Below are 24,878 nucleotides of genomic sequence, written 5' to 3' on the forward strand. Positions count from 1 at the left end.
GCGTCCGCCTGTTGCGATCAGGACCACCGACAACCGCATCAACGCGGCTCCACTCGCCAGCAGCGATGAATCCGTGCATCGCGGGCGAAATCGGCCGGAATGGTCTCGGCGCTGATTTCCTCGCATTGCGCGAACTGTGCCACGGCCTCGGTGTCGAGGCGGAAGCGGCGAAAGTTGTTGGAAAAATACAGCACGCCGTTATCGGCCAGGCGCGCGACGGCGGCGCGCAGCAGGCGCACGTGTTCGCGCTGGATGTCGAAGTCGTCGGCGCGGGCGGAATTGGAGAACGTCGGCGGATCGCAGAAGATCAGGTCGAAGCGGCTGCGGTCGGCTTCCAGCCAGGCCAAGGCATCGGCCTGCACCAGGCGGTGCTGGGCGCCGCCCATGCCGTTCTCGCGCAGGTTGTCGGCGCACCACTGCAGATAGGTCGCCGACAGGTCGACCGTGGTGGTTTCGTTGGCGCCGCCGACCGCGGCCTGCACGGTCGCCGCGCCGGTGTAGCCGAACAGGTTGAGGAAACGGCGGCCGCGCGCCTCGGCGGCGATGCGCAGACGCATAGGGCGGTGATCGAGGAACAGGCCGGTGTCGAGGTAGTCGAACGGGTTCACGCGCAGGCGCGCGGCGCCTTCGCGCACGACCAGCACTTCGCCGCGCTGGTCGAGTTGACCGTACTTGCTGCCGCCCTTGCCGCGGCTGCGGGTCTTCAGCGCGACGCGTTCGCGCGGCACCGCGAATACTTCGCGCGCGGCGGCGAACAGCTCGTTGCGGCGGCGACGCTGATCGGCCTCGGGAATATCCGCCGGCGCGGCGTATTCCTGGATATGCAGGTACGTGCGCGGCGCGGCTTCGTCGCTGGCGTAGACGTCGATCGCGGCCGAGTACTCGGGCAGGTCGGCGTCGTAGGCGCGGAAACAGGTGACCCCCTCGCGCTCACGCCAAGACTTGAGCTTGCGCAGATTCTTGCGCAGCCGGTTGGCGACCATCTGCGCGCCTTCCGACAAAGGCTGCGGCGCGGCATCCTCGGCCTTGGCGCGCTGTTCGGCGTGGCCGACGCGGGCGATCGGATCGCAGACGATCAGCGCGCATTCGATCGCACCGTTGAAGATCTGGTACTTCTTGCCGGCGCGCAGGCCGGTGGCCTGGGCCAGCGCGGCGTCGCCGCACAACAGGCTCGCGCGCCAGCTCGGCACCAGGCGCTTGAGCGCCTCGCCGAGCGCGCGGTAGAGCGCGGGATCGGCGGCGAGACGCGCGTCGTAGGGCGGATTGCAGACTACGAGGCCACTTGGGGTAGCAGCGTCCGCAACCGCCGAGCCACCCGGACCGGAGCCGTGCTCCTGCCCGGCCCCGCTCTCATCAATGCTTGAAGCCTCGTCACGATGCAGCCCTGCATCCCCGCTTTCACGAGGATGATGGTGGACAGGTTGCGTCGGCGCTTGCGCCAAGGGCAACGACTGCAGGGATTCGACCGCGGACACGTTCCATGCGATCACGCCGGCGAGTTCGGCCATGACCTCGTTGTCGCGCGCCGAGCGGATCGCATGCGGGTCGACGTCGCTGCCGGCGAAGGCCGGACGCAGGGCGGCGCGGCCGGCGGCTTCGCGCGTGCGCGCCTCCTCGCACAGCGCGCGCCAGCCGGCGAAATCGAAACCGCGCCAGCGCGTCGGCGGCAAAGCGCCATGACGCAGCAGGCCCGGCGCGACGTCGGCGGCCATCAGCGCGCCTTCGATCAGCAAGGTGCCGCTGCCGCACATCGGGTCGAACAGGCTGCCGCCCTGGGCGTAGACCTTCGGCCAGCCGCCGCGCAGCAACACCGCCGCGGCGAGATTTTCCTTGAGCGGCGCCTCGCCCTGCTTCTGGCGCCAGCCGCGCCGATGCAGCGAGCCGCCGCCGAGATCGATCGAGAGGATGCCGCGACCCTTGCGCAGGACGAAATTCAGGCGCAGGTCGGGTGCGTCGGTGTCGACGTCGGGGCGTGCGCCGGTGCGCGCGCGCATCACGTCGACCACCGCGTCCTTGATCCGCTGCGCGGCGTAGCGCGCATGGGTGATGGCTTCGCCGGAGACGTGCGCATCGACCGCGAGCGTGTGCACGCTCTCCATGTGCTCCGGCCACTCGACCGCGGCGACTCCGGCGTACAAGGCATGTTCGTCGGGGCAATCGAATTCGGCGATCGGCCACAGCACGCGGCTGGCCAAACGCGACCACAGCACTGCGCGCTGGGCGTCGGCCAGTTCGCCTTCGACGTTGACGCCTGCGGTCGCGGCGGTCGCGCGCTGGCAGCCCAGCGCGATCAATTCGTCGGCGAGCAGGTATTCCAGGCCCTTGCCGCAGCTTGCGTAAAACTTACTCATGGTGGTGCTTACTCAGATTCGTTCGAGCAGACGCGCGAAGGCTTCCGCACTGCCTTCGACATGCGCCGAAAGCCGGTGGCTGTCGTCGACCAGCAGCAGGCGCGCACGGCGCGGCTGGGCCCAGGCGACGACGTCGGCGGCGGGGATCAATTCGTCGTCCCAGCCGTGGATGATGCTGATCGGTACGTCGGCGGCCTGCATCGGTTCGGCGTGGCCCATGCGGATCGGCGGCGCCATCAGGAACAGGCCGGCCGGCTTCACCTGCAGCGACACCCATCCGGAGATGTAGGCGCCGAGGCTGGAGCCGGCCAGCAGCACCGGGCCGCGCGCGGCCGCGGCGCGGGTCAGGGCGAGCAGGCGCTGCATGCGCGCCGGCACGTCGCCAAGTTCGCTGACTTCGCGATTGGCGTCCAGGTCGGTGTAGTCCGGACGTTCGTGGGTCCAGCCGTAACGCGCGGCGACCTCGGCCAGGGCGGTGACCTTGGTCGCGTCGGGGCCGCTTTCGAAGCCATGGGAAAGGATGCAGTGTCCGGAAGTAGCCATGCGCTCAGATCGAGAGAGAAAATCAGACCGCTGCGCGATCGTTCGCGGCCGCGAGCGCTTGCGCATCGGTCAAGGCGACCAGCGCATCGCCGCGCCGGATCGTGCCGCCTTCGAGAATGCGCGCGCACAGGCCGCCGTGGCCGCGCATCGCATTGAAACCGCCGGCGCCGAGCGCGGCTTCCATCATCGAGCACGGATCGCAGGACTCGGTGCCTTCGAGCAAGACCTCGCCGATACGGAAACGCCGGCCCTTGAGGGCGATCAACGGCAACCCGGAGACGACGATATTGCGGCGCAGGCGCGCCGGTTCGACCGCGTCCAGCCCGGCCAGGGCCGCGATCACCGGCAGGTGTTCGGCCTGGATCAGAGTGATGCCGCGCTCGCCGCTGCTGCCCTTGTAGCGATCGCCGGCCAGACCGGCGCCGGCCTGGGCCAGGACTTCCTCGAGCGCCTGCATCGCGGTGCCCCGCGCGGGGCGGATACCGATCCATTCCACGCGGCCCGGACGCGGCAGCGTAGCCATGAGTTTTCCTAGCGCGGAGTCGGCGGGCGGCAGGGTCATGGGGGCTCCGTGTGAGGGCGAATGGTAGCATCCGCCCTCATGCCGCCCCTGAACCTCGTCCTCGCCCCCCTGCCCTACGAAGCGCGGTTGCAGGCGCGCGACCCCGCGACGATCGATCTGGTCGTGATCCATTGCACCGAGCTGCCGGACCTGGCCACCGCGCGCGAATACGGCGAACGCGTGCTCTACCCGCAGTCCGGCACCGGCAATAGCGGCCACTACTACATCGACCGCGACGGCAGCGTCTCGCGCTACGTTGCGCCGGAGCGCATCGCCCACCACACCCGCGGTTACAACGAACGTTCGATCGGTATCGAACTGGTCAACACCGGGCGTTATCCGAATTGGCTGGATTCGCGCCACCAGGCCATGGACGAGGCCTATACGCCGGCGCAGATCGACGCCTTGCAGGCCTTGCTGGCGGCTCTGCGCGCACAACTGCCCTCGCTAAGCCTGATCGCCGGACACGAAGACCTGGACACGACGCAGGTCGAGGCCAGCGACGACCCGACGCGCCAGGTGCGCCGCAAACTCGACCCCGGCCCGCGCTTTCCGTGGCCGCAGGTGCTCGACGCCTGCGGGCTGCAACGCCTGCCTTGAGCGCCTGAGCGCTGCCCCGAGCCGGCAGGAACCGGCCGGCCATCGCAGCCGCGGCTCGGGCAAGCCGATCGCGGGCGCGTCCGACCGGGGCCTACCTCTCCGACGCCCGCCCGAGCGCTCCGCCCTCAGCCTGCTCAAGGGCGAGACGACCCCGAAGTGCCCGGCTGCAGGCCCTTCGTTTCGGCGCCCGTCCAAGCCCCCTGCGGCCCTCCGCTATACTGCCGCCCTCGTTTTTCGCAGGTCCGGCCGCATGAGTTCCCCCGTTTCCGAACTGATCGAACTGCTGTCGCTGGAACGGCTGGAAGACAACCTGTTCCGCGGCCAGAGCCGCGATATCGGCACCAAATACGTATTCGGCGGGCAAGTGCTGGGCCAGGCGCTGTCGGCCGCTCAGGCGACCCTCGACAGCGCCCGCGACGCGCACTCGCTGCACGCCTATTTCCTCAAGGCCGGCGACATCGAAGCGCCGATCGTCTACCAGGCCGACCGCACCCGCGACGGCGGCAGTTTCTCGGTGCGCCGGGTCACCGCGATCCAGCACGGCCAACCGATCTTCTTCCTCGCCGCTTCGTTCCAGGAAGCGCAGCAAGGCGGCGAGCATCAGCTGTCGATGCCGGAAGTGCCCAAGCCCGAAGACATCGACCCCGCACCGGCGGTGCCGGCCGAAGTCATGGCGACCTTACCGACCAAGGTGCAGCGCTGGCTGTCGCGGCAGGGGCCGTTCGAGTTCCGCCACGTCTATCCGCGCGACGAGCTCAACCCGCCCAAGCGCCCGCCGTATCAGCAGGTCTGGTTCCGCCTGAGCGAACCGGTCGGCGACGCGCCGGAGCTGCATCGCGCTCTGCTCGCCTACGCCTCGGATTTCCATCTGCTCGGCACCGCGACCTTTCCGCACGGCATCAGCTATTACCAGCCGAACGTGCAGATGGCCTCGCTCGATCACGCCCTGTGGTTCCACCGCCCGTTCCGCGCCGACGACTGGCTGCTGTATTCGATCGACAGCCCCAGCGCGCAGGGCGCGCGCGGCCTGGCGCGCGGGCAGATCTTCGATCGCCACGGCCGCCTGGTCGCGAGCAGCGCGCAGGAAGGCCTGATCCGCGTGGTCGCGGATCAGAACAAGGATGTGCGCGTGGTAGCGGATCGCAACAAAGATGCACGCGTGGTAGCGGATCAACCCAAGGATGCGGCAGGCGCGAGCGACGCCGCCGCCGCGGCCCGCAACGTCCCGGCGAAGGACTGACATGAGACAGGTATTCAGCAGTCCGCGTCTGGAAAACGTCGAAGGCGTGGCGCAGCTGTTGCGCGACGCCGGCATCGAAGTGCGCGTCACCAACGATCGCTCGTACAAGGGCAATCGCCGCTCCAGTTTCAAGTACAGCGAACCCGGCGCCGAGCGTCCGGCGGTGTGGGTTGTGCGCTCCAGCGATCAGCTGCGCGCGCGCGACCTGCTGCGCGAGGCCGGGCTGATCGACAGCACCCGCGCCGAGGAACCCAGCCACGCGCCGTTCCGCTTCGAGTCGCGCATCGACCAGACCCGCACGCCCGGGCAGAAACGCGCCTTCCGCATCAAGATCGGCCTGCTGCTGTGCATCGCCATCGTCCTGGGCCTGGCGATGATCCATAACCTGCGCAACCGCCCGGCCGCCGCACCGCCGGTAGACGCGGCCGAAGTCGCGCTGCAGAAACACAAGTTCGACGGCAGCGTCGCCGCGGTGCCCGACGCGCTCGCCAGCGCGGTGTTCGCCCAGCAACTGGCCGAAGCCGACCAGCCCACCCAGTGCCTGCGTATCGACCGCCGCGACGCCCCGCGCAAGCTGCTGACCGCCCTCGCCCGCCCGGGCCTGCGCCTACTGCCGATGAGCCAGTGCGTGGAGATCGCCGACGAGGACCAGGGCAGCCGCGCCCGCGACGGCAAACCGGCCGAGCTGATCCAGGTCCACGCCTTCCGGCCCACCAGCATCGACGGCGGCACCATCGAATACACCGCCTATCACCACCGCCTGGCGGCGGTGTACAAGACCCTGGAGGTCAAGCGGGTCGGCGGCCAGTGGACGGTGGTGAAAGTGCTCAAGACCGTGCGCGCGATGGGCTGAGGCCGTCCAGTCCGGGCGGCCCCGGGCGGCTCGCGGACTGTCGCGCCCAGTCCGGTCACATTTCCGGCGGCGCGCCGTCTTGGTCGATAGGCATCGCCACGATGCCGCCGCCCGGAGAGCCCGCATGACGTCCCGCCCGATGCCTGTCCCGTGGTCCAGCCGCAGGCCCCACGACCTCCTCCAGACCGATTTCTCGCCGGCAGCGGAGCGCCGCATGAACGCCGAAGTCCTGTCCTCGATCATCGACCACGACCTGCCGGCCGCGGCCGGCGGCGACCGCGCCGCGTATTCGCGCATCGTCTCGGCCTGCCAGAACTCGGTCACCTCGATCGCCCTGGCGATGGTGCGCGACGTGCACGCCAGCGAGGACATCGCCCAGGAGGCCTTCCTCAGCGCCTGGCAGAACATCCGCAAACTGCAGAACCCATCGAGCTTCCTGCCCTGGTTGCGGCAGATCACCCGCAACCTCGCCAACGACCATCTGCGCTCGCGCCAGCGCCAGCCGCGCGGCGTCGACGACGTCGAGGCGGCGATCGCCGCCGCGGCCGATCCCGAGCCCAGCACGGTCGAACAACTGATCGAAGCCGAGCGCACCGAAGTTGCCGCCGAACTGATCTCGGCCCTGCCCGACGAAAGCCGCGAAGTGCTGTTGCTGTATTACCGCGAAGGCCAGAGCTCGCAGCAGGTCGCGGCCTTGCTGGGCCTCAGCGACGCCGCCGTGCGCAAGCGTCTGTCGCGTGCGCGCAGCACGGTGCGCAGCGAACTGCTCGATCGTTTCGCCGTGTTCGCCCGCGCCAGCGCGCCGTCGGTCGGTTTCACCACCATGGTCGCCAGCGCGCTCGGCGTGATCGCGCCGACCGGCACCACCACCGCCGTGGTCGCGGCGAGCTCGATCGGTTCGAGCCTGGCCGGCAAGTTCGGCGCCGGCGGCCTGGGCACCGCCAGCGCCTCCGGCGGCGTGTTCGGCGGCAGTTTGGCCTTCATCGCCGAGCGCGTGCTGTCGCCGGTCTCCGAGGCGGTCATCGGCGCGCCGATGGATACCGTCGCGTTCGTCTCGAACATGCGACTGGTGCTCGGCGGCATCGTCGGCGGCACTATCGGCGGCGGTGTGGTCTTCCTATTGTTCGGCCGCTACCTGCTGTCGTTCGCCGGCACGCCGGCCGAGCACCGCGCTATCGCCGGCTTGCTGCGCTTGACCGCCATTTGCGGCGCGCTGATGAACATCGCTTTGTTGCTGGCGTTCGAACTCAGCCGCGGCTGGCAGGTGCCGATGGCCGTGAGCCTGATGATCGCCGTAGCGGCAGTGTCGCAATGGATGATCACCGCGCCGCGCCGTCTGGGCCCGAGCCTGGACCGCATCCAGCGCGAGACCGGCCGCGACCCGCGCGCGTCCACCGCCTATCGCTGGCTGCTCAGCACGCAGGCGATGGTCTGGAGTTCGCTGCTGATGGTCGCCCTGGTGGCCTGCATCCTGCATTGGGAAGGCCGCTTCGGCTAAGTCGTCTGCGCCACCGAAACGAAAAGGGCGCACCGAAGTGCGCCCTTTCGTGATTCGTCCAGCGCGAGCCGGACCGAGCCTCGCTCAGCGATGCGGCATCGGCTTGAGGTCGGCCTTGCTCAGGAAGCCGTCGCGGTCCTCGTCGAGGAAGGCGAAGTTGCGCGCCAGCCGCGGCATCTTCTCCTCGACTTCGAGCTTGCTCAACTTACCGTCGCGATTGAGATCGGCGGCGGCGAAGTGCTCGTCGAAGCGCTTGGCGCGCTCGGCTTCGCGCTTCGGGCGCTCGCTCTCGTGGTAGGCACGCAATTCGCTGCGCACCAGATAACCGTCGCGATTGCGGTCGATCTTGGCGAAGGACTCGCCGATACGCGTCGACTTCGCCGCTTCGGCCGCGCTGATGCGTCCGTCGCCGTCGCTGTCGAGCCCGGCGATGCCGCCGCGACCGCCGCCGTGCTCGCGGCCACCGCGATGCTGCGGGCGCTCGCTGGCGTCGAGCTTGCCGTCGCGGTTCTTGTCGAGACTGTCGAATTTTTCGGCCAGGCGCGGGTGCTTGGCGGCTTCCTCACGGCTGATCGCACCGTCCTGATTGGCGTCGATCTTGAGGTGCGTGCGCGGTGTCGCGGTGCCGTCCGGGGGCGAGGCCGTGGCCGTGCCGGCCAACGCGACCGCGGCGAACAAGGCGGCATAAAGGGGGGAACGGTTCATGCGTTGACTCCTGCGGCAGGCGCCACCGTGGCGCCGATGACCGGATCAACGCCCCCGGCCCGGGGCGGTTGACAAGCCCCTGTTCCGGTTCAGTGGCAAGACAGCGACCGGACCCCATGCGCAGGGCACGGATGCGGCGCTATGCTGGCCCCATGGGCACGCAACCGCAGCCGGACAGCGACGACCTCCGCCTGTTTCACACCGGCGAGCACGCTTGCGGCTATTGGCCCGAGCGCGTCGCCCGCGATCTGGTCCTGGACCCGCGCGATCCGCGCCTGCGCGAGTGGTATCCGCATGCGCTGGGCTGGGGCTTCCGCCGCTCCGGCGACATCGTCTACCGGCCGCATTGCAGCGGCTGCCGGGCCTGCGTCGCGGTGCGCATCCCGGTCGAGCAATTCGTGCCCGACCGCAGCCAACGCCGCTGCCTGGCGCGCAATGCGCAGGTCGAGATGCGCGTGCATCCGGCCGAACGCAACGAGGAGCAGCTCGACCTGTACAAGCGCTACCTCGCCTCCCGCCACGCCGGCGGCGGCATGGACGGCCACGGCGCGATCGAGTTCGACCAGTTCCTGATCGGCAGTTGGAGCGAAAACCGCTTCCTGGAGTTACGCGAACCCGCGCCGCGCGGCCATGGCCGCCTGCTCGCCGTCGCGGTCACCGACGTGGTCGACCACGCCTTGTCGGCGGTCTACACCTTCTACGACCCCGACCTGGCCGAGCGCAGCCTCGGCACCCTGGCGATCCTGCGCCAGATCGAATGGGCCCGCCGCGAGCGCCGCAGCCATCTCTATCTCGGTTATTGGATCGCCGGGCATCCGAAGATGGATTACAAGCGCCGTTTCCGTCCGCTCGAAGCTTTCGATGGTCGCGATTGGCGGGTTTTTACACATTTGTAACACTCGTCTCGTTCAGGTCGTGTATCTCGTAGCCCGGTCGTAACCAACGACGTGCGGGAACGGCGCCGCTCAAGGCATGGCAATGGAGCCGCCACCCATTCAACTCACCGCCACATGGAGTCCGCAATGAAATTGAACACCCTGTTCCTGGCTGCCGCGATCACCCTCGCGCTGGCCGCTTGCAACAAGCCGGCCGACAAGCCCGCCGACGCCGCTCCGGCGGCCGACGCACCGGCTGCCACCGCGCCGGCCGATACCGCCGCTCCGGCGGCGACCGATCCGGCCGCTGCACCGGCCGATCCGGCCGCTGCCGCTCCGACCGTCGACAGCGTCGGCGTGGCCGAGTGCGACGATTACCTCAACAAGATCTCGGCCTGCTTGACCGAGAAGGTGCCGGAAGCCCAGCGCGCCGCGTTCCAGAGCGGCATCGATTCGAGCCGCAGCGCCTGGAAGCAGGCCGCCGGCACGCCGGAAGGCAAGGCCAGCCTGGCCACCGCGTGCAAGACCGCGCTGGACCAGAGCAAGGCTCAGTACGCCGCGTTCGGTTGCACCCTGTAATACTTCGCAACACGCTCTTCGTTTCGACACGACGCCCCGGCTCGCCGGGGCGTCGTTGTTTGCGGTGCAGGTCGGTGCGACCGATGCACAGACCGGGCCCGCTACGCTCTACGATTCCGCCCGAGCCTGTAACGATGCCGCGGCGAGGCCATGCCATCATGCGCGCATGCTTCGACTCCCCGCCTCCCGACTTCCCTTCCACGCTGGCGCCGCCCTTGCCGCGCTGCTCATGACGGCCTGCACCCAGGTGAACGTACACGGCGATCCCAAGGCCTGGGTCCGCGACCAGGCAGACGCGTCGGCCGCCGCGCCCTTGCGCGTGGCGACCTATAACACCTCGCTCTACGACGACGCCGACGGCGGCCTGATCCGCCGCCTCGAAGCCGGCGACGGCAACGCGCGCAAGATCGCCGCAGTGCTGCAACGGGTGCGTCCGGACGTGGTGCTGCTCAACGAATTCGACTACGACGCGCCGCAGCGCGCGGCCGAGCTGTTCCAGCGCGACTACCTCGAAGTGGCGCAGGACGGCGGCGGCGCGGCGCTGTCTTACCCGTACCGCTATCTGGCCCCGGTCAACACCGGCGTGCCGAGCGGCCTGGACCTCGACGGCGACGGCCTGGCCGGCGACGCCCAGCGCGGCGACCGCGCGCGCGGCAACGACGCCTGGGGCTACGGCCTGCATCCGGGCCAATACGGCATGCTGGTGTTGTCGCGCTATCCGATCGACGCCGCCGCGGTGCGCACGTTCCAGACCTTCAAATGGAGCGCCCTGCCCGGCGCGCGCCAGCCGCGCCATCCCGACACCGGCAAACCGTGGTATTCGGCCGCCGCATGGCCGCAGATGCGGCTGTCGTCGAAATCCCACTGGGACGTGCCGGTGCGCACGCCGCTCGGCGTATTGCATCTGCTCGCCGCGCATCCGACCCCGCCGGTGTTCGACGGCCCCGAGGACCGCAACGGTGCGCGCAACCACGACGAAATCAAACTGTGGGCGCGTTACCTCGACGGCGGCGCGCCGGCCTGGTTGTGCGACGACCAGGGCCGTTGCGGCGGCCTCGCCGAGGACGCGCGCTTCGTCATCGTCGGCGACATGAACGCCGACCCGGTCGACGGCGACGGCGTGCCGGGCTCGATCAAGCAACTGCTCGATCACCCGCGCGTGGATGCGAGCCGGGTACCGCGCAGCGAAGGCGCGGCCGAACGCGCGAAGTTCTACGGCTTTGCGCGCAAGGGCGACACCGCCGAGCACACCGGCGACTTCGGCCCCAAGGCCGGCACCCTGCGCCTGGACTACGCCCTGCCCTCGCGCGGCTGGAGCGTACGCGGCACCGGTGTGTTCTGGCCCAAGCCGGGCACGGCCGACGCGGAGATTTCCGAAGCCAGCGACCACCACCTGGTGTGGGTGGATCTGGCGGATTGAACGTAGCGATGCGCAAACGCCCGACCTGCATGCGCTTGCACGACGGTTTCGCGATCGTAGCGCTCACGCTGTTCGCCCTCAGTGCGGTTGGTTGCGGCGGAACACCGGCACCTTCCGACGCCACAGCGTCCGCTGCGGCCGATCCTTTTGTTCCGGCCCCGCCCGATGTCGGCGACGTGGGTCGATATCACGCCTGCAAGGCAACGCCGCGACGCGCCTTGTCGGAACGCGAACGCTGCGAGATCGCCGCCCTCGCCACGCACTGCAGTCCGGCCAACGACTGTCTGGTCAGCTGCCTGTCCAGCCCCGGTGGCGTCAACGTCGGCGGTGGCTGTTGGCACGTGTGCTTCTCCGGCATGCATCGCGACGAGCCCGCCCCGCCGGGCTTCGCCGAATGCGAGAGGTCACCGGACCCGAGTCGCCTCGGCACGCCCGGTGCTGCCGGCCCGAGCGTCGGACAGGGCTGAGCGAAGCACGCTACGGTTCGCAACATGGACAGTGTCGCCTTGCGCCGACGCTGGCGGTCGCCGCCGTGCTTCGACCACAATGCCGTTCGAGCCGAACGCCAACGCCGAGAGGCGAAACACGAGATTCGCCTCATCGGAAACGACTACATAAGAACCGAATCATGCATACCCCTGTCACTTGGGCGATCCAAACGAACTTCATCTCCGACGATCACGTACGCCGCGTCTGGCGTGGCGCCGAGGCGGCGGGCGCGCGGGTGCAGGAAATCCTGATAATTCCGTTCTCCGACGAACTCGGCAACGAGGTGCCGGAACTCGAAGGCGTCGTGATCCCCTACGGCGCCACCAAACTCACTCGACTGGCACAACGACGCGGCTGGCGCGGGCTGTGTTTCGACGAAGCCGCATTCCGCGTCGACACCTGGAATCGCCTGCGCGACGACATGCTCAACCAGCACGTGCGGCAGATGACCGTGCGCGAGTGCATGGCGGTCATGCGCGAGGAGCCGGAGGACAGCATCTGGTTCGTGCGGCCGGTGCAGGATCTCAAGCATTTCGACGGCACCGTGACCGTGGCCAAGGAGATCGGCCGCTGGATGAGCAGCGTCGACTCGGGCAATTACAGCTTCGACGAGACGACCGAAGTCGTCGTCGCGCCGGTGCGGAAGCTACATGGCGAGTGGCGGTTCTTCGTCGTCAACGGTCGGGTCGTCGACGGATCGTCGTACCGTGCGGCCGGCCAGCGCATAGCCAATCCGGTGGCCAAGCCGGAGCTGTATGAAATGGCGCAAGAGTTGGCCGATGGCTGGCTGCCACACTCTACCTGTGTAATGGACGTGGCCCTGACCGACGAGGGTTACAAGGTGATCGAATTCAACACCTTCAATTCGTCGGGTTTTTACGCGCACGACATCGAGAAGGTGGTCGCCGCGGTGACGCGGCATTTCGCGGCAGCCGGCTGATCCCTCGACTTACCGGCGGCAGCATCGTTGCACGCCGAGCTTACCCGGTCGCGTGAAACTCGCGGATCACCTCGATCGTCCCGACGATGTGATCGTTGAGTTGCTCCAGTTCCTCGGCCGGCACCCACCATTCGGTGTGGTGCTCGCCGCCGACCTTCTGCAGCGGGTAGCGCGCCATGAAATCGGAGCGCACCTGGAACCGGGTCACCGCGCCGTAGCCGCTGTCCTTGACGTTCCAGCGTTCGGCGATCTCGGCGGCGTAGCGCTCGTTAGTGACCGGGTAAAAGATCGGCTGCTCCGGCAACCGCGGCGGCCAACGCTTGAAGCCGCTCTTGCGCAGCAGCGCCAGTTCTTCGGGCCCCACCGGGCGGTACAAGGTGACGGTGTCGCTCTTGCTCATGGCTGACCTCCTGTCGGCGCCGCGCTCGGGCACCCGATCGTTATTGGAATCCCGAATCGCCGCGCCTGCATACGCACGCGCCGTTCGCTCGTTTACTCCGGCTTGTCCTTCGCCGTCACCGGCGGCGGCGCATCGGGCACCGCCGGGGCGGGCTCGGGCACGGTGACCGGTACGGGGGCTACGGGCGCGGCCTCGGCCGCGACGCTCGGGGCCGGTGCGGTGCGCACCACGCGCGGGCCGAAACCGAAGGCGCCCTCGCCGTGCGCGGAAACGATCATGCGCACCATGTTACCCGGCACCATCAGCTCCAGCGACAGGTCGCGGCCGTCGGAACCGCGGCCTTCGAGGGTCATCTCGATGAACGCGCCGCCGGTGTCGATCTCGCGGCACAACACGTGCGCGCCGGCCGGACCGTCGAGCAGGTAAGGCCGGATGGCTTCGCCGAGCACTTCGAGCGCCTGCGGGAAGAAAAATACGGCGTAGCCCTGTGTCTCGTTCATGACGCTCCCGTGCGAACCCGGCGATGCGGTAGTGGTATGGCGAACCCTCGAACCGGTGCCGAGGCGACGGCGTCGGTTCGACGATCGTGATCGCGGGCGGCGATCAGTGCAATTCGACCTGCAGTTGCGCGGCGGCCTCGCGCGCCTTCGCACGCGCTTCGTCGACGTCCTGGCCGAGCGCGAGCGTCACCGCGACCCGGCGCTGGCCTTCGACGCGCGGCTTGCCGAACAAACGCAGTTGGGTGTCGACCTGGCCCAACGCCGCATCGACGCCGGAGAACACCGGCACACCGTGGCCCTGGGCGAGCACCGCGCACGAAGCCGAGGCGCCGAACTCGCGGATGGTCGGGATCGGCAGGCCGAGAATCGCGCGCGCATGCAGGGCGAATTCGCTGAGGTCCTGCGAGATCAAGGTGACCAGGCCGGTGTCGTGCGGGCGCGGCGAGACCTCGCTGAACCAGACCTCGTCGCCCTTGACGAACAACTCGACGCCGAACACGCCGTAGCCGCCGAGGTCGTCGGTGATGGTGCGCGCGATCTCCTGCGCGCGTGCCAGCGCCACCGGCGCCATCGCCTGCGGCTGCCAGCTTTCGCGGTAGTCGCCGTCGCGCTGCAGATGGCCGATCGGCGCGCAGAAAGTGGTGCCGGCGGCGTGGCGCACGGTCAACAGGGTGATTTCATATTCGAAATCGATGAAGCCTTCGACGATGACCCGGCCGGCACCGGCGCGGCCGCCGGTCTGGGCGTAGTCCCAGGCGGCGTCGACGGCGTCGGCGCTACGCACCAAGCTCTGGCCCTTGCCCGAAGACGACATCACCGGCTTGATCACGCACGGCAGGCCGAGCTCGGCGACCGCGGCGCGATAGTCTTCGGCGGTATCAACGAAACGGTAGGGCGAGGTCGGCAGTTGCAGGGTTTCGGCGGCCAGGCGGCGGATGCCTTCGCGGTCCATGGTCAAACGCGCCGCGCGCGCGGTCGGGATGATCCGGGTGTCGCTGCCGCGCGCGGCGAATTCCTGCTCCAGTTCGACCAGGGTCTGGGTATGGATGGCCTCGATTTCCGGCACGATCAACTGTGGCCGCTCGGCCGCGATCAACGCGCGGATGGCCTGGCCGTCGAGCATGTCGAGCACGTGGCTGCGATGGGCGACCTGCATCGCCGGCGCGTTCGCATAACGGTCGGCCGCGATCACCTCGACCCCGAACCGCTGCAGTTCGATCGCCACTTCCTTGCCGAGTTCGCCCGAACCGAGCAGGAGCACGCGGAAAGCGTGCGGGGACAGCGGCGTGCCGAGCGTGGTCATGCGGAATCCTCGTAAAACCATGGGGTGGATGAGCCTAGTCTAACTTTCCGGGCGATCAGCGCGGCGCCGGGCTATGGCGGCGCGCATCGCCCATGCGATGCTGTGGCCATGCCCTTCGCCCGTCCTCGGCCCGCGTCGCGCGCCGTCGCCCCCGCACCGCAGTCCAACCACGCCCGCCGCCCCCGTGCGGCGCGGCGGTTGGCGCTGCTGTTGGCGGCGACGCTGCTCGCGGCGTGCACGGGCGAGCCCGAGGCGCCGCCGCACGGCAGCAGCCAGCTCGCCGGCATGATGCTCGACCCGCAGTTGTCGGAGATCAGCGGCCTGGCCGCCTCGCGCCGCCATCCCGGGGTGCTGTGGATGCACGACGACGGCGGCAATCCCGAGCGCCTGTTCGCGGTCGCCGATAACGGCGACCGGCTGGCGACCCTGCGCATCGAAGGCGTCACCAAGACCGACTGGGAAGACATCGCCGCCTTCGAACTCGACGGCCGCCAGTACCTGCTGATCGCCGACACCGGCGATAACGGCGGCCTGCGCCGCAGCCTGCAACTGCACGTGATCGAAGAGCCGGCCAAGATCGAGAACGCGCGCCTCAAGCCGGCCTGGTCGATCGCTTTCCGCTGGCCCGACGGCGCCCGCGATTGCGAGGCGGTGGCGGTCGACATCGCGCGCAAGCAAGTCCTGTTGATCTCCAAGAAGCGCCAGCCGCCGGAGCTGTTCTCGCTGCCGCTGATGCCGGCCGGCAACGCCCTGCAGACCGCGACCCGGCTCGGCGGCCTGGCCGGCATCCCCGAACCCGATGCGCAACTGCGCCGCAGCAACCCGACCCGGGCCAAGCTGCAGAGCCAGGTCACCGCTGCCGACATCTCGCCCGACGGCAACACCCTGGCGGTGATGACCTACCGTTATCTGCTGCTGTACCCGCGCCAGCCGCGCCAGAGCTGGGCCCACGCCGTCGCCGGCCCGCCCCGGGTCAGCGACCTGCCCTGGCTGCCGCAGGCCGAGGCCCTGGGCTGGTCGGCCGACGGCCGCAGCCTCTACGCCACCGGCGAGTTCATCCCGGCGCCGCTCTACCGGATCACCCCCTGAGGCCGTTCGCGCCGCGCTACAGGCACCTGGCGTTCCCCCTGGCGTTCCCCTGGCGTGGCCATGGGCCGTGGTTTCGCCGTCACTTGTCGATCCGAGCAGCTCCGCCTGCCTGCCCGGCCCGTCGCCCTTTCCGACGGCCGGGCATTCCAGGCTTGATATCAATCTGATATCAATATGTTTGGACAACGAGCGAGACGGACGTCATGAAAGAGAACCCCACCCAATCCCTCTCAGGCATTCCGGTCCTGCTGGGCTGCCTCGGCCTCGGCGCGGTCGGCGCCTATGCCTTCCTTGGCGGCGTCGCCAGCGAAAGCGGGGCCAGCGTGGTCGTGGCGATCCTGGCCGGCGCCCTCGCCTTCTTCGGCCTGTCCGGCCTGTACAAGATCGAGCCCAACCAGGCCGCGGTGCTGAGCCTGTTCGGCAAGTACGTGGGCACGGTCAAGGACAACGGCCTGCGCTGGAACAACCCGCTCTACGCCAAGCGCAAGGTCAGCCAACGCATCCGCAACTTCGAAAGCGGCAAGCTGAAGGTCAACGAGCTCGACGGCAGCCCGATCGAGATCGCCGCGGTGATCGTCTGGCAGGTGGTCGATTCGGCCGAGGCGGTCTACAACGTCGACGATTACGAAACCTTCGTGCACATCCAGTCCGAGTCGGCGCTGCGCGCGATGGCCACCAGCTACCCCTACGACCAGCACGAAGACGGCCAGTTGTCGTTGCGCAGCCATGCCGCCGAGATATCCCTGCACCTGCAGCAGGAATTGCAGGATCGCCTCGCCGACGCCGGCGTCAACGTGATCGATGCGCGCATCAGCCACCTCGCCTACGCGCCCGAGATCGCCCACGCCATGCTGCAACGCCAGCAGGCCAACGCGGTGATCGCCGCGCGCACGCGCATCGTCGCCGGCGCGGTCGGCATGGTCGAAATGGCCCTGGCCGAGCTGCAGAAGAACGGCGTCGTGCAACTGGACGAAGAGCGCAAGGCGCACATGGTCAGCAACCTATTGGTGGTGCTGTGCGGCGACCGCGGCGCGCAGCCGATCGTCAACGCCGGCAGCTTGTACTGAGCGCGCTGCGATGACCGTCCACGACTACCTCGTTCCCATCGCGATGGCGGTCAGCGCCGTACCGATCCTGGTTTCGGCGGTACTGGTCGCGCGCGGCAACCTGCACCTGATCAATGGCCTGGACGCCTCGCGCCTGCCCAACCCGGCCCGCACCGCGGCGAAACTCGCCCGCCTGCTGGCGGCGACCGGCGTGGCGATGCTCCTCGGTGGCGCCGGCTTCTATTGGGCTGGCGACAATGAAGGCCGCATCGCCCTGGTCGTGGTCGCCTTGCTGCTCGCTGTCAACGGCCTCGCCGTCGCCCTGATCCTCGCGATCAGCGCCGCCCGGCGCAGCTATCGCGACCGCCCCGGCGGCAACGAAGGGGCGCGCCGGCGGTGAGCGAAAAGAAAGCCTACCCGCTGCGCATCAACGCCGAAGTGCTCGCCGCCGTGCAGCGCTGGTCCGACGACGAGTTGCGTTCGCTCAACGCCCAGATCGAATATGTCTTGCGCGACGCCTTGCGCAAGAATGGACGGCTGGCGCGCCAGGACACCCCGACTCCCGAGGAAGACCCATGACCCAGAAGTGGAAACATCAAGTCGTCGAGCTGACCTATCAATTGTTCGAGTCGCCGATGCGGCAACGCATCCAGGAAGAACTCGATACGCGCGGCGAACAGGGCTGGGAGCTGGTATCGGTCGAGCACGACCCGAGCATTCTCGGCACGCGCCTGTATTTCAAGCAGCCGGCCTGATGGCGCCATGCCCCCCAGCGCCATCGGCGCACGTGGCGCAGCGCGCCCTCGCCGGCTAATCTGAGCGCATGCGCGGCCACGGCCACCTCCTGATCAACACGCCCGAGATCGAGCTCTGGCCGGGCGGGCTGTTGCGCGCGCGCAGCAACCACGACGCCCGCGCGCTGTCGCGTGCGCGGCACGTGCTGCGGCGCAAGCGCGATGGCCGCTTCCTCGCCGCCGACCTGCCCGAAGGCCTGTTGCCGCTGGTCCACCGGCTGATCCACGAAGGCGGCATCGGCGACGCCCTCGATGCGCTCGACGCCATCGTCGAATACCGCCGCGAGGGGCTGCTGCGAATCCATGAGCTGCCGCTGGATCGGATCGAAGAGCGGCTGTCCGCGCTCGGCCTGGACTGCGACGGCTACGAAGCGCGAACCGGTCTGGGTCTGATCGCCGAACCCGACCGCCTCGCCTACGCCGGCGTCGACCGCTTCCGCCGGCCGCTGTGGCTGCATCCCGGCGCCGCGCGCGCATGGTCCCACCTGCGCCAGGCCGCCGTGCACGACGGCATCGTCCTCGACGCCATCTCCGGCTATCGCAGCCACCATTACCAACTCGGCATTTTCGAACGCAAGCTCGCGCGCGGCCTCGGCGTCGACGAGATCCTCACCGTCAACGCCGCGCCGGGCTACAGCGAACACCACAGCGGCCTCGCCCTCGACATCGGCACCCCCGGCGAGCCGCCGGCCGAAGAATCCTTCGAGCACACCCCCGCCTTCGCCTGGCTGCGCGACAACGCCGGCGACTACGGCTACGTCATGAGCTATCCGCGCGACAACCCGCACGGCATCGTCTACGAGCCGTGGCACTGGCGTTACGACGCGAAGTAATCCGCACGCCGCTGTCGGCTGCCGGTGAAACGCGGCCAGCGCCGCGCTCGAAATCGACGAGGCCTGAATCGGCTCGCGCTCAATCCTGCGAGCGGTTGGTCCTGGGCTTGGCGACCTCGGAAAAATCCGCGATCCGCCACAGATACAGGCTGGCATAGCTGCGGTACGGCCCCCAGCGCTCGCCGAGTTCGGCCAAGGCCTTCGGCGGCGGCATCTCGTCGAGCTTGTCGACGCGCTGTGCGCCCTTGCGGATGCCCAGATCGTCGACCGGCAGGATGTCGGGGCGGCCCAGGCGGAACATCAGCATCATCTCGACCGTCCAGCGGCCGATGCCGCGGATCGGCACGAGCGCGGCGATGATGGCGTCGTTGTCCATCGTCGCCATGCGCCGCAGGTCCGGGATTTCGCCGCGCGATTCGCGCGCCGACAGATCGCGCAGCGCGAGCAGCTTATTGCCGGATACGCCGCAGGCGCGCAGCGCCGCGTCGTCGCAACGGCCGAGGGTGTCGTAATGCAGGCGGCCGCTGCCGATCGCCGCTTCGACCCGGCCGACGATGGTCGAGGCGGCCTTGCCGCTGAGCTGCTGGAACAGGATCGCCCGCGCCAGCGCATCGACCGGATCGAAGCGCTGGCGCCAGCGCGGATCGGTCGGAATCGGGCCGTTCTCCAGCCGGTCGACCTTCTTCATCCATGCGCCGAGCTTGCGGTCGCGCTTGCTCAGATAAGCGTGCGCGGCCTCGGCGTCGAACCCCCGGACATGTCGCGGCATCTCAGCGCCTCAGCGCATCGGCGGCGTAGACCAGCCACGCCAGGATCATCAGGCTGCCGCCGTAAGGCAGCAGACGGGTCGAGGCGCCGAAGAAATATGCCGCCGCCAGGCCGCCGGAAAACACCAGCACACCGACGAGCAAGGCCAGCAGAGCGACCCGCGCGAGCGTACGCCGAGCGATCGGCGCTAGCGCGGCCAGGGCGGCGCCATGCCCGAACGCGAACACCGCCGCCGTCTGCAATCGCGATTGCGCCGCCGGGTCGGCGACGTGCGCGGCATACGCCGACAAGGCCACCGCCAGAGCGGCCAGCACCGCACCGGCCGCGGCCAGCGCACGCGCCCCGCCGGGTGCCGATGGAGAAAGTTCGCGCGAGGAAGAATTCATGCGTTCGGGAACCTCAGTGCAGGGCGACAGACGCCAAGCCTGCGCCGCCGGATGAGCACGATAGCAGCCAAGTCCGATGGTGGCGCGGGCGTGGCTATGCGGATGTTGCGGTCGGGAGGATTTTGCACATTCCGTTGTAACTACTGCCTTGCCTGCTGTGCGTAGCGCCGCACTAGCGAAGGCAATCGAAGACCCGGAGGGCGGCCCGCATGGATGCGGGCCATTCTTCATCGGGACAAGGATGTCCCGTATGTAGAGCCCTGCGGATGCACCGCTCGTGCGGGCCTGTGATTCAAAGAAAAGCAACTTCTTTGGTTACCTTTGACCGAAGGGAATCCAGACGGACTTTTGTTTCTTTAGACAAAAGAAAGTAACCCGCCGCTTTAGTGGCGGAAGCTCTTAGCGTTTGATCCTGATCCTGATCCTGATCCTGATCCTGATCTTGCTTGAGAGAGGCGTCGCGAACCCGTTGCAGCGCGGTCGCGGCTTGCGCCGCTCCTACCCCCTAAGGCCCAGCCCTCCCTGGTGATAAGCCCACAAAAAAACGCGCCGCGGAAGCCGCGGCGCGTCTCGTCGATCGCAGGTCCGCCGCAGCGGACCTCGCACTCGGTATTACTTGATCGGCCAGTACACGTCGAACTGGCCCAGAGCCGGGTCGAAGCTCTGGTCGATGCCGGCCTTCCAGACTTCGTACGGACGCTCGGTCGTGGTGTAGCCGCGGGTCAGCGCCCAGGCGCGGACGGCGTCGCGGACCGGAGCCAGCGCGGCCATGTTGTGGCCGCCGCTCGTGGCGACGACGACCTTGCTGGCCGGCAGCAGCTCGGCCTTGACCGGGTTGCCCGCGCCTTCGATCTTGACGTCGAGCTTGGTCGCTTCGGTGCTGGTGTCGCCGATCTTGCGCACCACCTGCACCACGTCGAACGAATAGGTCTCGCTGCCGAACTCGTTGGTCACCACGCGGATCGGGCCGACCGCTTCGAGGCCGTTAGCGGCGATGACCTTCTTGATCCATTCCATGTTGGAGTGGATCTGCGACTTGATCTTCTCGTTGTCGCGCGCGACCGCGGCGGTCACGCTGAGCACGTTCTCGGCCGGACGGTCGAGGACCTTCGGCGCATTGGCCGGGTCGACTTCGGACAGCTTCGAATAGTCGTAGTTCGGGACGGTCGCCAGCATGTTGCTCAGGCGCGCCAGACCCATCTTGATGTCTTCGCCGACGTTGCTGCTGACGTACATGCCGGAGTAGCGGCCGAGCAGGTTCCAGCCGTAGTCGACGTCGTAGGTCTGGGTGATCTCGACGTTGCGGTTGTTCTTGCCGGTCGGACGCAGCTTGAACTCGGTGCGCTTGTTGTCGCCGCGCTCCTCGTTGACGATCTTGTAGCCGACCGACTTGCCCGGCTCGCTGCTGACGATTTCCCAGCTGCCCTTGCCCAGGCCGCGTTCCTTGGACGAGTACTCCAGGCGGGCGCCCACGCCCTCATCCTTGCCGGTCAGCTTGACCTCCATGGCCGGGTCGCGCAGCACCAGCGGGTTCCAATCCTTGAAGCGACGCACGCTGTTCAACGTGTCGAACACGATGGTCAGCTTGCGGTTGGTCTCAACCGAGTGCGACAGATGGCGGCTCGACGGCAAAACCACGCCGACAACCAGAAACAGCACGGCGACGATCGCCAGTGAAATCAAAATCTCGATCAGACGGGTCATTCAGGTTCTCCAGGGCCGGGCCCGGATCGGGCCGGGGCGCAGACCCACAATCGTAGCAAGATAAATCCCGGCAAGGGCAGCCATCACAGGCAAGAAAATCGACGGGCCGCATCCTGCACGGCGCCGGGTGCGGGTCCGAGGCCGAGCCGGACCCGGCAATGCGCGGCGAAAAACCTGGAAACAGCCGGCTTTTCGCCGCCAAGCCGCCACATTCGCGTGGGTATGCCCCGCCCCTCGCCGCTCCGCCGATGCGCAACTGCAGTCAATCGCACACCGCGCCAACGCACCGGCAGGGACCGGCATGGCGCGCGTCCAACGCGCCGAATGCCCTAACGCGCATCGTCTGCGCAAGGCCGCTGCGCCGATGCTTCAGACCAACTGCAGCTCGAAGGCCTTGAGCACCGCGCGGGTGCGGTCGCGCACGCCGAGCTTCGACAGAATATTGGAGACGTGGTTCTTGATCGTGCCTTCGGCCACGCCTAGCGAATTGGCGATTTCCTTGTTGGAGAAGCCGCCGGCCATCAGGCGCAGGATCTCGGTCTCGCGCTCGGTCAGCGGGTCGGGCCGGTCCAGGCTGACGAAATCGTTGCGCATGTGCTCCAGGCCCGACAACAGGCGCTGGGTTACTGCCGGCTGAACCAGCGAACCGCCGTCGGCCACGGCCTGGATCGCGCCGACCAGTTGCTCCAGCGACACGTCCTTGAGCAGGTAGCCCTTGGCGCCGGCCTTGAGCCCGGCCAGGACCAGTTGGTCGTCGTCGAAGGTGGTCAGGATGATGGTCGGCGGCAGATAGCCCGAGCGCGCCAGGGCCTGCAGCGCCTCCAGGCCGGACATCACCGGCATGCGCATGTCCATCAGGACCACGTCCGGGCGCACGGTTGGGATGATCTCGACGGCCTGGCGGCCGTCGCCGGCCTCGGCCACGACTTCGATACCGTCGGCCAAGGCCAGCAGAGAGCGCACGCCCTGGCGGACCAGGGTCTGGTCGTCGACCAGCAGCACGCGGATGGGGTTGGGAATCATGTCAAAGCTCCTTCGCGGGCCATGGCGGCCGCGGTGGCGGGCAGAGTCAGTTGCAGGCAGAAGCCGGCATCCGCACGGGTTTCGATGCTGAGCCGGCCGCCGTACTGCTGCAAACGCTCGCGCATGCCGCGCAGGCCGTTGCCGGTGACCAGGTGATCGGCGCCGCGACCGTCGTCGCGCGCGCTCATGACGATGTCGCCGCCGCTGCGGCGTACGTCGATCCACAGATGCTGCGCGCCGGCATGGCGCACGGTGTTGGTGACGATCTCCTGGGTGCAACGCAACAGCACGTGGGCGCGCTCCGGGTCGTCGAGGGTCAGCGGCGTCTCGATCTCCATGCGGATATCCAGCGCCGGTACGTTTTCGGCCAGCGGGCGCAGGGCCAGGGCCAGGTCGATCGCGCCGTTCTCGCGCAACTGGCTCACCGCCTCGCGCACGTCGGTGAGCAGCAGCCTGGCCAGAGTATGCGCCTGCTGGACGTGCTCCTTGACCCGCCCTTCCGAGAGGTGGCCGGCGACTTCCAGGTTCAGGCTCAGCGCGGTCAAGTGGTGGCCCAGCAGGTCGTGCAGCTCGCGCGAGATGCGGGTGCGCTCGTTGATGCGCGCGCTCTCGGCCAGCAGGGCGCGGGTCGCGCGCAACTCGGCGTTGAGCCGGCGCTGGTCTTCGCGGGCCTGGGTCTGCTGCTTGGCGACCAGGGCGGTCAGGAACACGAAACCGGAAAAACCGGTGTACAGCAGCGACTGCAGCACCGCCAGCAAGGGCGGCATCTGCACCGCCTCGATGAACACCGGGATGATGACCAGGTTGAGGACCATCAGCCCGATCACGCCGACCCGCAGCGGCACCATCCACGGCAGCAGCCCGGCCAGGACCATCAGCAGTACGCTGCCCAGGCCGGTACCGGAGTAATAGCTGATGCCGATCGCGCACCCGCCCAGCACCAGCAATTGCAGGTAATCGAGCAGGCCGGTGCGGCGCTCCCCCAGCGAGCGGGTTATCCACCAGTAGACCGCACCGAAAGTGGCGTAAACCGCGACCCAGCGCAAAATCTGCAAATACAGGCCGGCCACCGGTTCGCCGTGGCCGGGCTGGAAATAATCCGGGTCGAGCCAGATCGACAACAGCCAGGAGCCGACCAGGCCCCAGGTGAACAGGCCGGCGTAACGTAGTAATCGGGTATGGGTCAGGCGGGCCAGCATGAATGCATGCTAACGGTATGGGGCACGCGCCGGAGCCGTCCAGAAGTCATGCACTCCGGCGTTCGCCCCGGGCCGACCGGCCATGCGATAATCGGGACGCCGACACGGAACGCGTGCCGGCTTTTGAATACTTGGAGCGTGGAATGTCGATCGTTGTCCGCGACGTGCGAGAGCACGAGCTGGATTCCGTCCTTGCCCTCAACAATGCCGCCGGGCCCGCGATCCTGCCGCTGGATGCGGCCCGACTGCGTCATTTTTTCGACACCGCCGAATATTTCCGCGTCGCCGAACGTGACGGCACCCTGGCCGGATTCCTGATCGGCATCGGTGCCCGCAGCGACCACGACAGCAGCAATTTCCGCTGGTTTCGCGAGCGTTATCCGGACTTCTTCTATATCGACCGTATCGTCGTCGCCAGCCGGCGCCGTGGCGGCGGCGTCGGCCGCGCCTTCTATGCCGACGCCCAGAGCTACGCCGAGCTGCGCTATCCGCAGCTGGCCTGCGAGGTCTTCCTCGAAGGCGGCAACGACCCGGCCCTGCTGTTCCACGGCAGCTTCGGCTTCCGCGAGGTCGGCCAGCACGTCATGGAAGAGGCCGGCGTACGCGCGGCCATGCTCATGAAGCCGCTGTGCAGCTATGCCTGGGTCCGCGAGACCTATGGCGACGCCCTGCCCGAGGCCAGTTGGCTGACCCGTCCGCGGGTGCCGGTCCAGCACGGCCAGGTCGCCGTCCAGGCGCCGCGCCCGACCGGGACCGGCCTGTGAACGTGGCCGTGGATTACGAACAGGCCGGCGAACTCAAGATCGGCCAGGTCGGCATCGCCAACCTGCGCATCCGCACCCTCGACGTCGAACGCCTGGTCGAGGAGATGCGCAGCCGGGTCCAGCGCGCCCCGAACATGTTCGGCCGGGCCGCGGTGGTGATCGATTTCGGCGGTCTCAGCCAGACTCCGGACGCCGGCACCGCCCAGGCCCTGCTCGACGGCCTGCGTGCCGCCGGGGTGCTGCCGGTGGCCCTGGCCTACGGCACCAGCGAGACCGACCGCCTGGCCCAGGCCCTGGGCCTGCCGTTGCTGGCCAAGTTCCGCGCTTCCTACGAACGCGCAGACGGCGCCGCCCCGGAAGCCGCCGCGCCGCCGCGTCGCGAGGCCCCGGCGGTCGCCCCGGCCCCGGAACCCG

The 24,878-nt window shown here is 68.5% G+C and carries 27 protein-coding genes and 2 pseudogenes; 17 read left to right on the forward strand and 12 right to left on the reverse strand.

Annotation, left to right across the window (positions count from 1 at the left end):
- Positions 1–38: 38 nt before the first annotated feature.
- From rlmKL to GLA29479_RS17195, 3 genes are read right to left on the reverse strand one after another with little or no spacing between them, the layout of a single operon-like run.
- The gene (rlmKL, locus tag GLA29479_RS23860) at positions 39–2,351 is read right to left on the reverse strand and encodes a bifunctional 23S rRNA (guanine(2069)-N(7))-methyltransferase RlmK/23S rRNA (guanine(2445)-N(2))-methyltransferase RlmL (protein WP_082638770.1); all 2,313 of its coding nucleotides are present in this window, start codon (positions 2,349–2,351) and stop codon (positions 39–41) included.
- A gap of 12 nt (positions 2,352–2,363) precedes the next feature.
- Entirely contained in the window at positions 2,364–2,894 is a 531-nt protein-coding gene (locus GLA29479_RS17190) for an alpha/beta hydrolase (RefSeq protein WP_057972320.1), read from the reverse strand.
- Between the two features lie 22 nt (positions 2,895–2,916).
- Positions 2,917–3,456: an MOSC domain-containing protein gene (locus tag GLA29479_RS17195; RefSeq protein ID WP_057972321.1), complete on the reverse strand. Its 540-nt coding sequence runs from the start codon at positions 3,454–3,456 to the stop codon at positions 2,917–2,919.
- 39 nt (positions 3,457–3,495) lie between these two features.
- On the opposite strand from GLA29479_RS17195, the gene GLA29479_RS17200 reads away from it, so the two are divergent.
- From GLA29479_RS17200 to GLA29479_RS17215, 4 genes and pseudogenes are all read left to right on the forward strand, one after another.
- A complete protein-coding gene (locus tag GLA29479_RS17200; RefSeq protein WP_082638771.1) occupies positions 3,496–4,056 on the forward strand; it encodes an N-acetylmuramoyl-L-alanine amidase in 561 nt (186 codons plus the stop codon).
- Between the two features lie 250 nt (positions 4,057–4,306).
- A pseudogene (tesB, locus tag GLA29479_RS17205) lies at positions 4,307–5,170 on the forward strand (acyl-CoA thioesterase II); the annotation flags it as partial.
- Positions 5,171–5,297: 127 nt separating this feature from the next.
- A complete protein-coding gene (locus GLA29479_RS17210) occupies positions 5,298–6,149 on the forward strand; it encodes a hypothetical protein (RefSeq protein ID WP_057972323.1) in 852 nt (283 codons plus the stop codon).
- A 214-nt stretch (positions 6,150–6,363) separates the two neighbouring features.
- The gene (locus GLA29479_RS17215) at positions 6,364–7,647 is read left to right on the forward strand and encodes an RNA polymerase sigma factor (protein ID WP_057972324.1); all 1,284 of its coding nucleotides are present in this window, start codon (positions 6,364–6,366) and stop codon (positions 7,645–7,647) included.
- A gap of 84 nt (positions 7,648–7,731) precedes the next feature.
- Here GLA29479_RS17215 and GLA29479_RS17220 read toward each other — a convergent pair whose 3' ends face one another.
- Complete coding sequence (locus tag GLA29479_RS17220) at positions 7,732–8,352, reverse strand: EF-hand domain-containing protein (RefSeq protein ID WP_057972325.1); 621 nt, start codon at positions 8,350–8,352, stop codon at positions 7,732–7,734.
- A gap of 131 nt (positions 8,353–8,483) precedes the next feature.
- Between GLA29479_RS17220 and GLA29479_RS17225 the strand changes: the two genes are divergently transcribed.
- The 5 genes from GLA29479_RS17225 (at position 8,484) to GLA29479_RS17240 (ending at position 12,655) form a co-directional block, all read left to right on the forward strand.
- On the forward strand, positions 8,484–9,248 hold the full coding sequence (locus GLA29479_RS17225) for an arginyltransferase (RefSeq protein WP_425478837.1): 765 nt from the start codon (positions 8,484–8,486) through the stop codon (positions 9,246–9,248).
- A 126-nt stretch (positions 9,249–9,374) separates the two neighbouring features.
- Positions 9,375–9,806, forward strand: coding sequence for a hypothetical protein (locus GLA29479_RS25610; RefSeq protein ID WP_211264998.1), 432 nt, complete (start codon positions 9,375–9,377; stop codon positions 9,804–9,806).
- A 166-nt stretch (positions 9,807–9,972) separates the two neighbouring features.
- A complete protein-coding gene (locus tag GLA29479_RS17235) occupies positions 9,973–11,226 on the forward strand; it encodes an endonuclease/exonuclease/phosphatase family protein (RefSeq protein WP_082638774.1) in 1,254 nt (417 codons plus the stop codon).
- On the forward strand, positions 11,223–11,693 hold the full coding sequence (locus GLA29479_RS25415; RefSeq protein ID WP_169795690.1) for a hypothetical protein: 471 nt from the start codon (positions 11,223–11,225) through the stop codon (positions 11,691–11,693). Before GLA29479_RS17235 ends, GLA29479_RS25415 begins: the two co-directional genes overlap by 4 nt.
- 257 nt (positions 11,694–11,950) lie before the next feature.
- The gene (locus GLA29479_RS17240) at positions 11,951–12,655 is read left to right on the forward strand and encodes an ATP-grasp domain-containing protein (protein WP_169795691.1); all 705 of its coding nucleotides are present in this window, start codon (positions 11,951–11,953) and stop codon (positions 12,653–12,655) included.
- Between the two features lie 40 nt (positions 12,656–12,695).
- On the opposite strand, the gene GLA29479_RS17245 is transcribed toward GLA29479_RS17240, so the two are convergent.
- The 3 genes from GLA29479_RS17245 to purT all read right to left on the reverse strand — a co-directional run bounded on the left by GLA29479_RS17245 (position 12,696) and on the right by purT (position 14,858).
- On the reverse strand, positions 12,696–13,055 hold the full coding sequence (locus tag GLA29479_RS17245; RefSeq protein WP_057972327.1) for a hypothetical protein: 360 nt from the start codon (positions 13,053–13,055) through the stop codon (positions 12,696–12,698).
- A gap of 92 nt (positions 13,056–13,147) precedes the next feature.
- The gene (locus tag GLA29479_RS17250; protein ID WP_057918681.1) at positions 13,148–13,555 is read right to left on the reverse strand and encodes a hypothetical protein; all 408 of its coding nucleotides are present in this window, start codon (positions 13,553–13,555) and stop codon (positions 13,148–13,150) included.
- Positions 13,556–13,658: 103 nt separating this feature from the next.
- A complete protein-coding gene (gene purT, locus GLA29479_RS17255) occupies positions 13,659–14,858 on the reverse strand; it encodes a formate-dependent phosphoribosylglycinamide formyltransferase (protein WP_057972328.1) in 1,200 nt (399 codons plus the stop codon).
- A 108-nt stretch (positions 14,859–14,966) separates the two neighbouring features.
- Between purT and GLA29479_RS17260 the strand changes: the two genes are divergently transcribed.
- The 6 genes from GLA29479_RS17260 to GLA29479_RS17285 all read left to right on the forward strand — a co-directional run bounded on the left by GLA29479_RS17260 (position 14,967) and on the right by GLA29479_RS17285 (position 18,620).
- On the forward strand, positions 14,967–15,947 hold the full coding sequence (locus tag GLA29479_RS17260; protein WP_144436589.1) for a hypothetical protein: 981 nt from the start codon (positions 14,967–14,969) through the stop codon (positions 15,945–15,947).
- A 203-nt stretch (positions 15,948–16,150) separates the two neighbouring features.
- A complete protein-coding gene (locus GLA29479_RS17265) occupies positions 16,151–17,014 on the forward strand; it encodes an SPFH domain-containing protein (protein WP_057918684.1) in 864 nt (287 codons plus the stop codon).
- A gap of 10 nt (positions 17,015–17,024) precedes the next feature.
- Positions 17,025–17,393 (forward strand): hypothetical protein, encoded by a 369-nt coding sequence (locus GLA29479_RS17270; protein WP_057972330.1) that lies wholly within the window; start codon positions 17,025–17,027, stop codon positions 17,391–17,393.
- Positions 17,390–17,572: a type II toxin-antitoxin system antitoxin gene (locus GLA29479_RS17275; protein WP_057918686.1), complete on the forward strand. Its 183-nt coding sequence runs from the start codon at positions 17,390–17,392 to the stop codon at positions 17,570–17,572. Before GLA29479_RS17270 ends, GLA29479_RS17275 begins: the two co-directional genes overlap by 4 nt.
- Positions 17,569–17,748 carry a hypothetical protein gene (locus tag GLA29479_RS17280; protein ID WP_057918687.1) on the forward strand — a complete coding sequence of 60 codons (180 nt, stop codon included), beginning with the start codon at positions 17,569–17,571 and terminating at the stop codon, positions 17,746–17,748. The genes GLA29479_RS17275 and GLA29479_RS17280 overlap by 4 nt, the downstream gene beginning before the upstream one ends.
- A gap of 68 nt (positions 17,749–17,816) precedes the next feature.
- Positions 17,817–18,620: a M15 family metallopeptidase gene (locus GLA29479_RS17285; protein WP_057972331.1), complete on the forward strand. Its 804-nt coding sequence runs from the start codon at positions 17,817–17,819 to the stop codon at positions 18,618–18,620.
- Between the two features lie 79 nt (positions 18,621–18,699).
- Here GLA29479_RS17285 and GLA29479_RS17290 read toward each other — a convergent pair whose 3' ends face one another.
- The 5 genes from GLA29479_RS17290 to GLA29479_RS17310 all read right to left on the reverse strand — a co-directional run bounded on the left by GLA29479_RS17290 (position 18,700) and on the right by GLA29479_RS17310 (position 23,700).
- Positions 18,700–19,389 carry a DNA-3-methyladenine glycosylase family protein gene (locus GLA29479_RS17290; RefSeq protein WP_057918689.1) on the reverse strand — a complete coding sequence of 230 codons (690 nt, stop codon included), beginning with the start codon at positions 19,387–19,389 and terminating at the stop codon, positions 18,700–18,702.
- 1 nt (position 19,390) lies between these two features.
- Complete coding sequence (locus tag GLA29479_RS17295) at positions 19,391–19,774, reverse strand: DUF423 domain-containing protein (RefSeq protein WP_057972332.1); 384 nt, start codon at positions 19,772–19,774, stop codon at positions 19,391–19,393.
- A 612-nt stretch (positions 19,775–20,386) separates the two neighbouring features.
- Positions 20,387–21,478 (reverse strand): polyketide cyclase, encoded by a 1,092-nt coding sequence (locus tag GLA29479_RS17300; RefSeq protein WP_057918691.1) that lies wholly within the window; start codon positions 21,476–21,478, stop codon positions 20,387–20,389.
- A gap of 369 nt (positions 21,479–21,847) precedes the next feature.
- Positions 21,848–22,501 carry a response regulator gene (locus tag GLA29479_RS17305; protein WP_057918692.1) on the reverse strand — a complete coding sequence of 218 codons (654 nt, stop codon included), beginning with the start codon at positions 22,499–22,501 and terminating at the stop codon, positions 21,848–21,850.
- On the reverse strand, positions 22,498–23,700 hold the full coding sequence (locus tag GLA29479_RS17310) for a sensor histidine kinase (protein ID WP_057972333.1): 1,203 nt from the start codon (positions 23,698–23,700) through the stop codon (positions 22,498–22,500). Before GLA29479_RS17310 ends, GLA29479_RS17305 begins: the two co-directional genes overlap by 4 nt.
- A gap of 143 nt (positions 23,701–23,843) precedes the next feature.
- On the opposite strand from GLA29479_RS17310, the gene GLA29479_RS17315 reads away from it, so the two are divergent.
- Positions 23,844–24,464: a GNAT family N-acetyltransferase gene (locus tag GLA29479_RS17315; RefSeq protein WP_057972334.1), complete on the forward strand. Its 621-nt coding sequence runs from the start codon at positions 23,844–23,846 to the stop codon at positions 24,462–24,464.
- 2 nt (positions 24,465–24,466) lie between these two features.
- Positions 24,467–24,806, forward strand: a pseudogene (gene minC, locus GLA29479_RS17320) (septum site-determining protein MinC); the annotation flags it as partial.
- Positions 24,807–24,878 lie beyond the last annotated feature (72 nt).

Source organism: Lysobacter antibioticus (assembly GCF_001442535.1).
Lineage (GTDB): Bacteria > Pseudomonadota > Gammaproteobacteria > Xanthomonadales > Xanthomonadaceae > Lysobacter > Lysobacter antibioticus.

Excerpts from the sequence above, each read along its gene's own strand:
- GLA29479_RS25610 (WP_211264998.1), top strand. The coding sequence starts at position 9,375 with ATGAAATTGAACACCCTGTTCCTGGCTGCCGCGATCACCCTCGCGCTG.
- GLA29479_RS17265 (WP_057918684.1), top strand. The coding sequence starts at position 16,151 with ATGAAAGAGAACCCCACCCAATCCCTCTCAGGCATTCCGGTCCTGCTG.
- GLA29479_RS17280 (WP_057918687.1), top strand. The coding sequence starts at position 17,569 with ATGACCCAGAAGTGGAAACATCAAGTCGTCGAGCTGACCTATCAATTG.
- GLA29479_RS17190 (WP_057972320.1), bottom strand. The coding sequence starts at position 2,894 with ATGGCTACTTCCGGACACTGCATCCTTTCCCATGGCTTCGAAAGCGGC.
- GLA29479_RS17300 (WP_057918691.1), bottom strand. The coding sequence starts at position 21,478 with ATGACCCGTCTGATCGAGATTTTGATTTCACTGGCGATCGTCGCCGTG.
- purT (WP_057972328.1), bottom strand. The coding sequence starts at position 14,858 with ATGACCACGCTCGGCACGCCGCTGTCCCCGCACGCTTTCCGCGTGCTC.
- GLA29479_RS17285 (WP_057972331.1), top strand. The coding sequence starts at position 17,817 with ATGCGCGGCCACGGCCACCTCCTGATCAACACGCCCGAGATCGAGCTC.
- GLA29479_RS17305 (WP_057918692.1), bottom strand. The coding sequence starts at position 22,501 with ATGATTCCCAACCCCATCCGCGTGCTGCTGGTCGACGACCAGACCCTG.
- GLA29479_RS17315 (WP_057972334.1), top strand. The coding sequence starts at position 23,844 with ATGTCGATCGTTGTCCGCGACGTGCGAGAGCACGAGCTGGATTCCGTC.
- GLA29479_RS17215 (WP_057972324.1), top strand. The coding sequence starts at position 6,364 with ATGAACGCCGAAGTCCTGTCCTCGATCATCGACCACGACCTGCCGGCC.
- GLA29479_RS17195 (WP_057972321.1), bottom strand. The coding sequence starts at position 3,456 with ATGACCCTGCCGCCCGCCGACTCCGCGCTAGGAAAACTCATGGCTACG.
- GLA29479_RS17250 (WP_057918681.1), bottom strand. The coding sequence starts at position 13,555 with ATGAACGAGACACAGGGCTACGCCGTATTTTTCTTCCCGCAGGCGCTC.
- GLA29479_RS17225 (WP_425478837.1), top strand. The coding sequence starts at position 8,484 with ATGCGGCGCTATGCTGGCCCCATGGGCACGCAACCGCAGCCGGACAGC.
- GLA29479_RS17295 (WP_057972332.1), bottom strand. The coding sequence starts at position 19,774 with ATGAATTCTTCCTCGCGCGAACTTTCTCCATCGGCACCCGGCGGGGCG.
- GLA29479_RS17270 (WP_057972330.1), top strand. The coding sequence starts at position 17,025 with ATGACCGTCCACGACTACCTCGTTCCCATCGCGATGGCGGTCAGCGCC.
- GLA29479_RS17235 (WP_082638774.1), top strand. The coding sequence starts at position 9,973 with ATGCTTCGACTCCCCGCCTCCCGACTTCCCTTCCACGCTGGCGCCGCC.
- GLA29479_RS17200 (WP_082638771.1), top strand. The coding sequence starts at position 3,496 with ATGCCGCCCCTGAACCTCGTCCTCGCCCCCCTGCCCTACGAAGCGCGG.
- GLA29479_RS17245 (WP_057972327.1), bottom strand. The coding sequence starts at position 13,055 with ATGAGCAAGAGCGACACCGTCACCTTGTACCGCCCGGTGGGGCCCGAA.
- GLA29479_RS17310 (WP_057972333.1), bottom strand. The coding sequence starts at position 23,700 with ATGCTGGCCCGCCTGACCCATACCCGATTACTACGTTACGCCGGCCTG.
- GLA29479_RS17220 (WP_057972325.1), bottom strand. The coding sequence starts at position 8,352 with ATGAACCGTTCCCCCCTTTATGCCGCCTTGTTCGCCGCGGTCGCGTTG.
- GLA29479_RS17210 (WP_057972323.1), top strand. The coding sequence starts at position 5,298 with ATGAGACAGGTATTCAGCAGTCCGCGTCTGGAAAACGTCGAAGGCGTG.
- GLA29479_RS17290 (WP_057918689.1), bottom strand. The coding sequence starts at position 19,389 with ATGCCGCGACATGTCCGGGGGTTCGACGCCGAGGCCGCGCACGCTTAT.
- rlmKL (WP_082638770.1), bottom strand. The coding sequence starts at position 2,351 with ATGAGTAAGTTTTACGCAAGCTGCGGCAAGGGCCTGGAATACCTGCTC.
- GLA29479_RS17260 (WP_144436589.1), top strand. The coding sequence starts at position 14,967 with ATGCCCTTCGCCCGTCCTCGGCCCGCGTCGCGCGCCGTCGCCCCCGCA.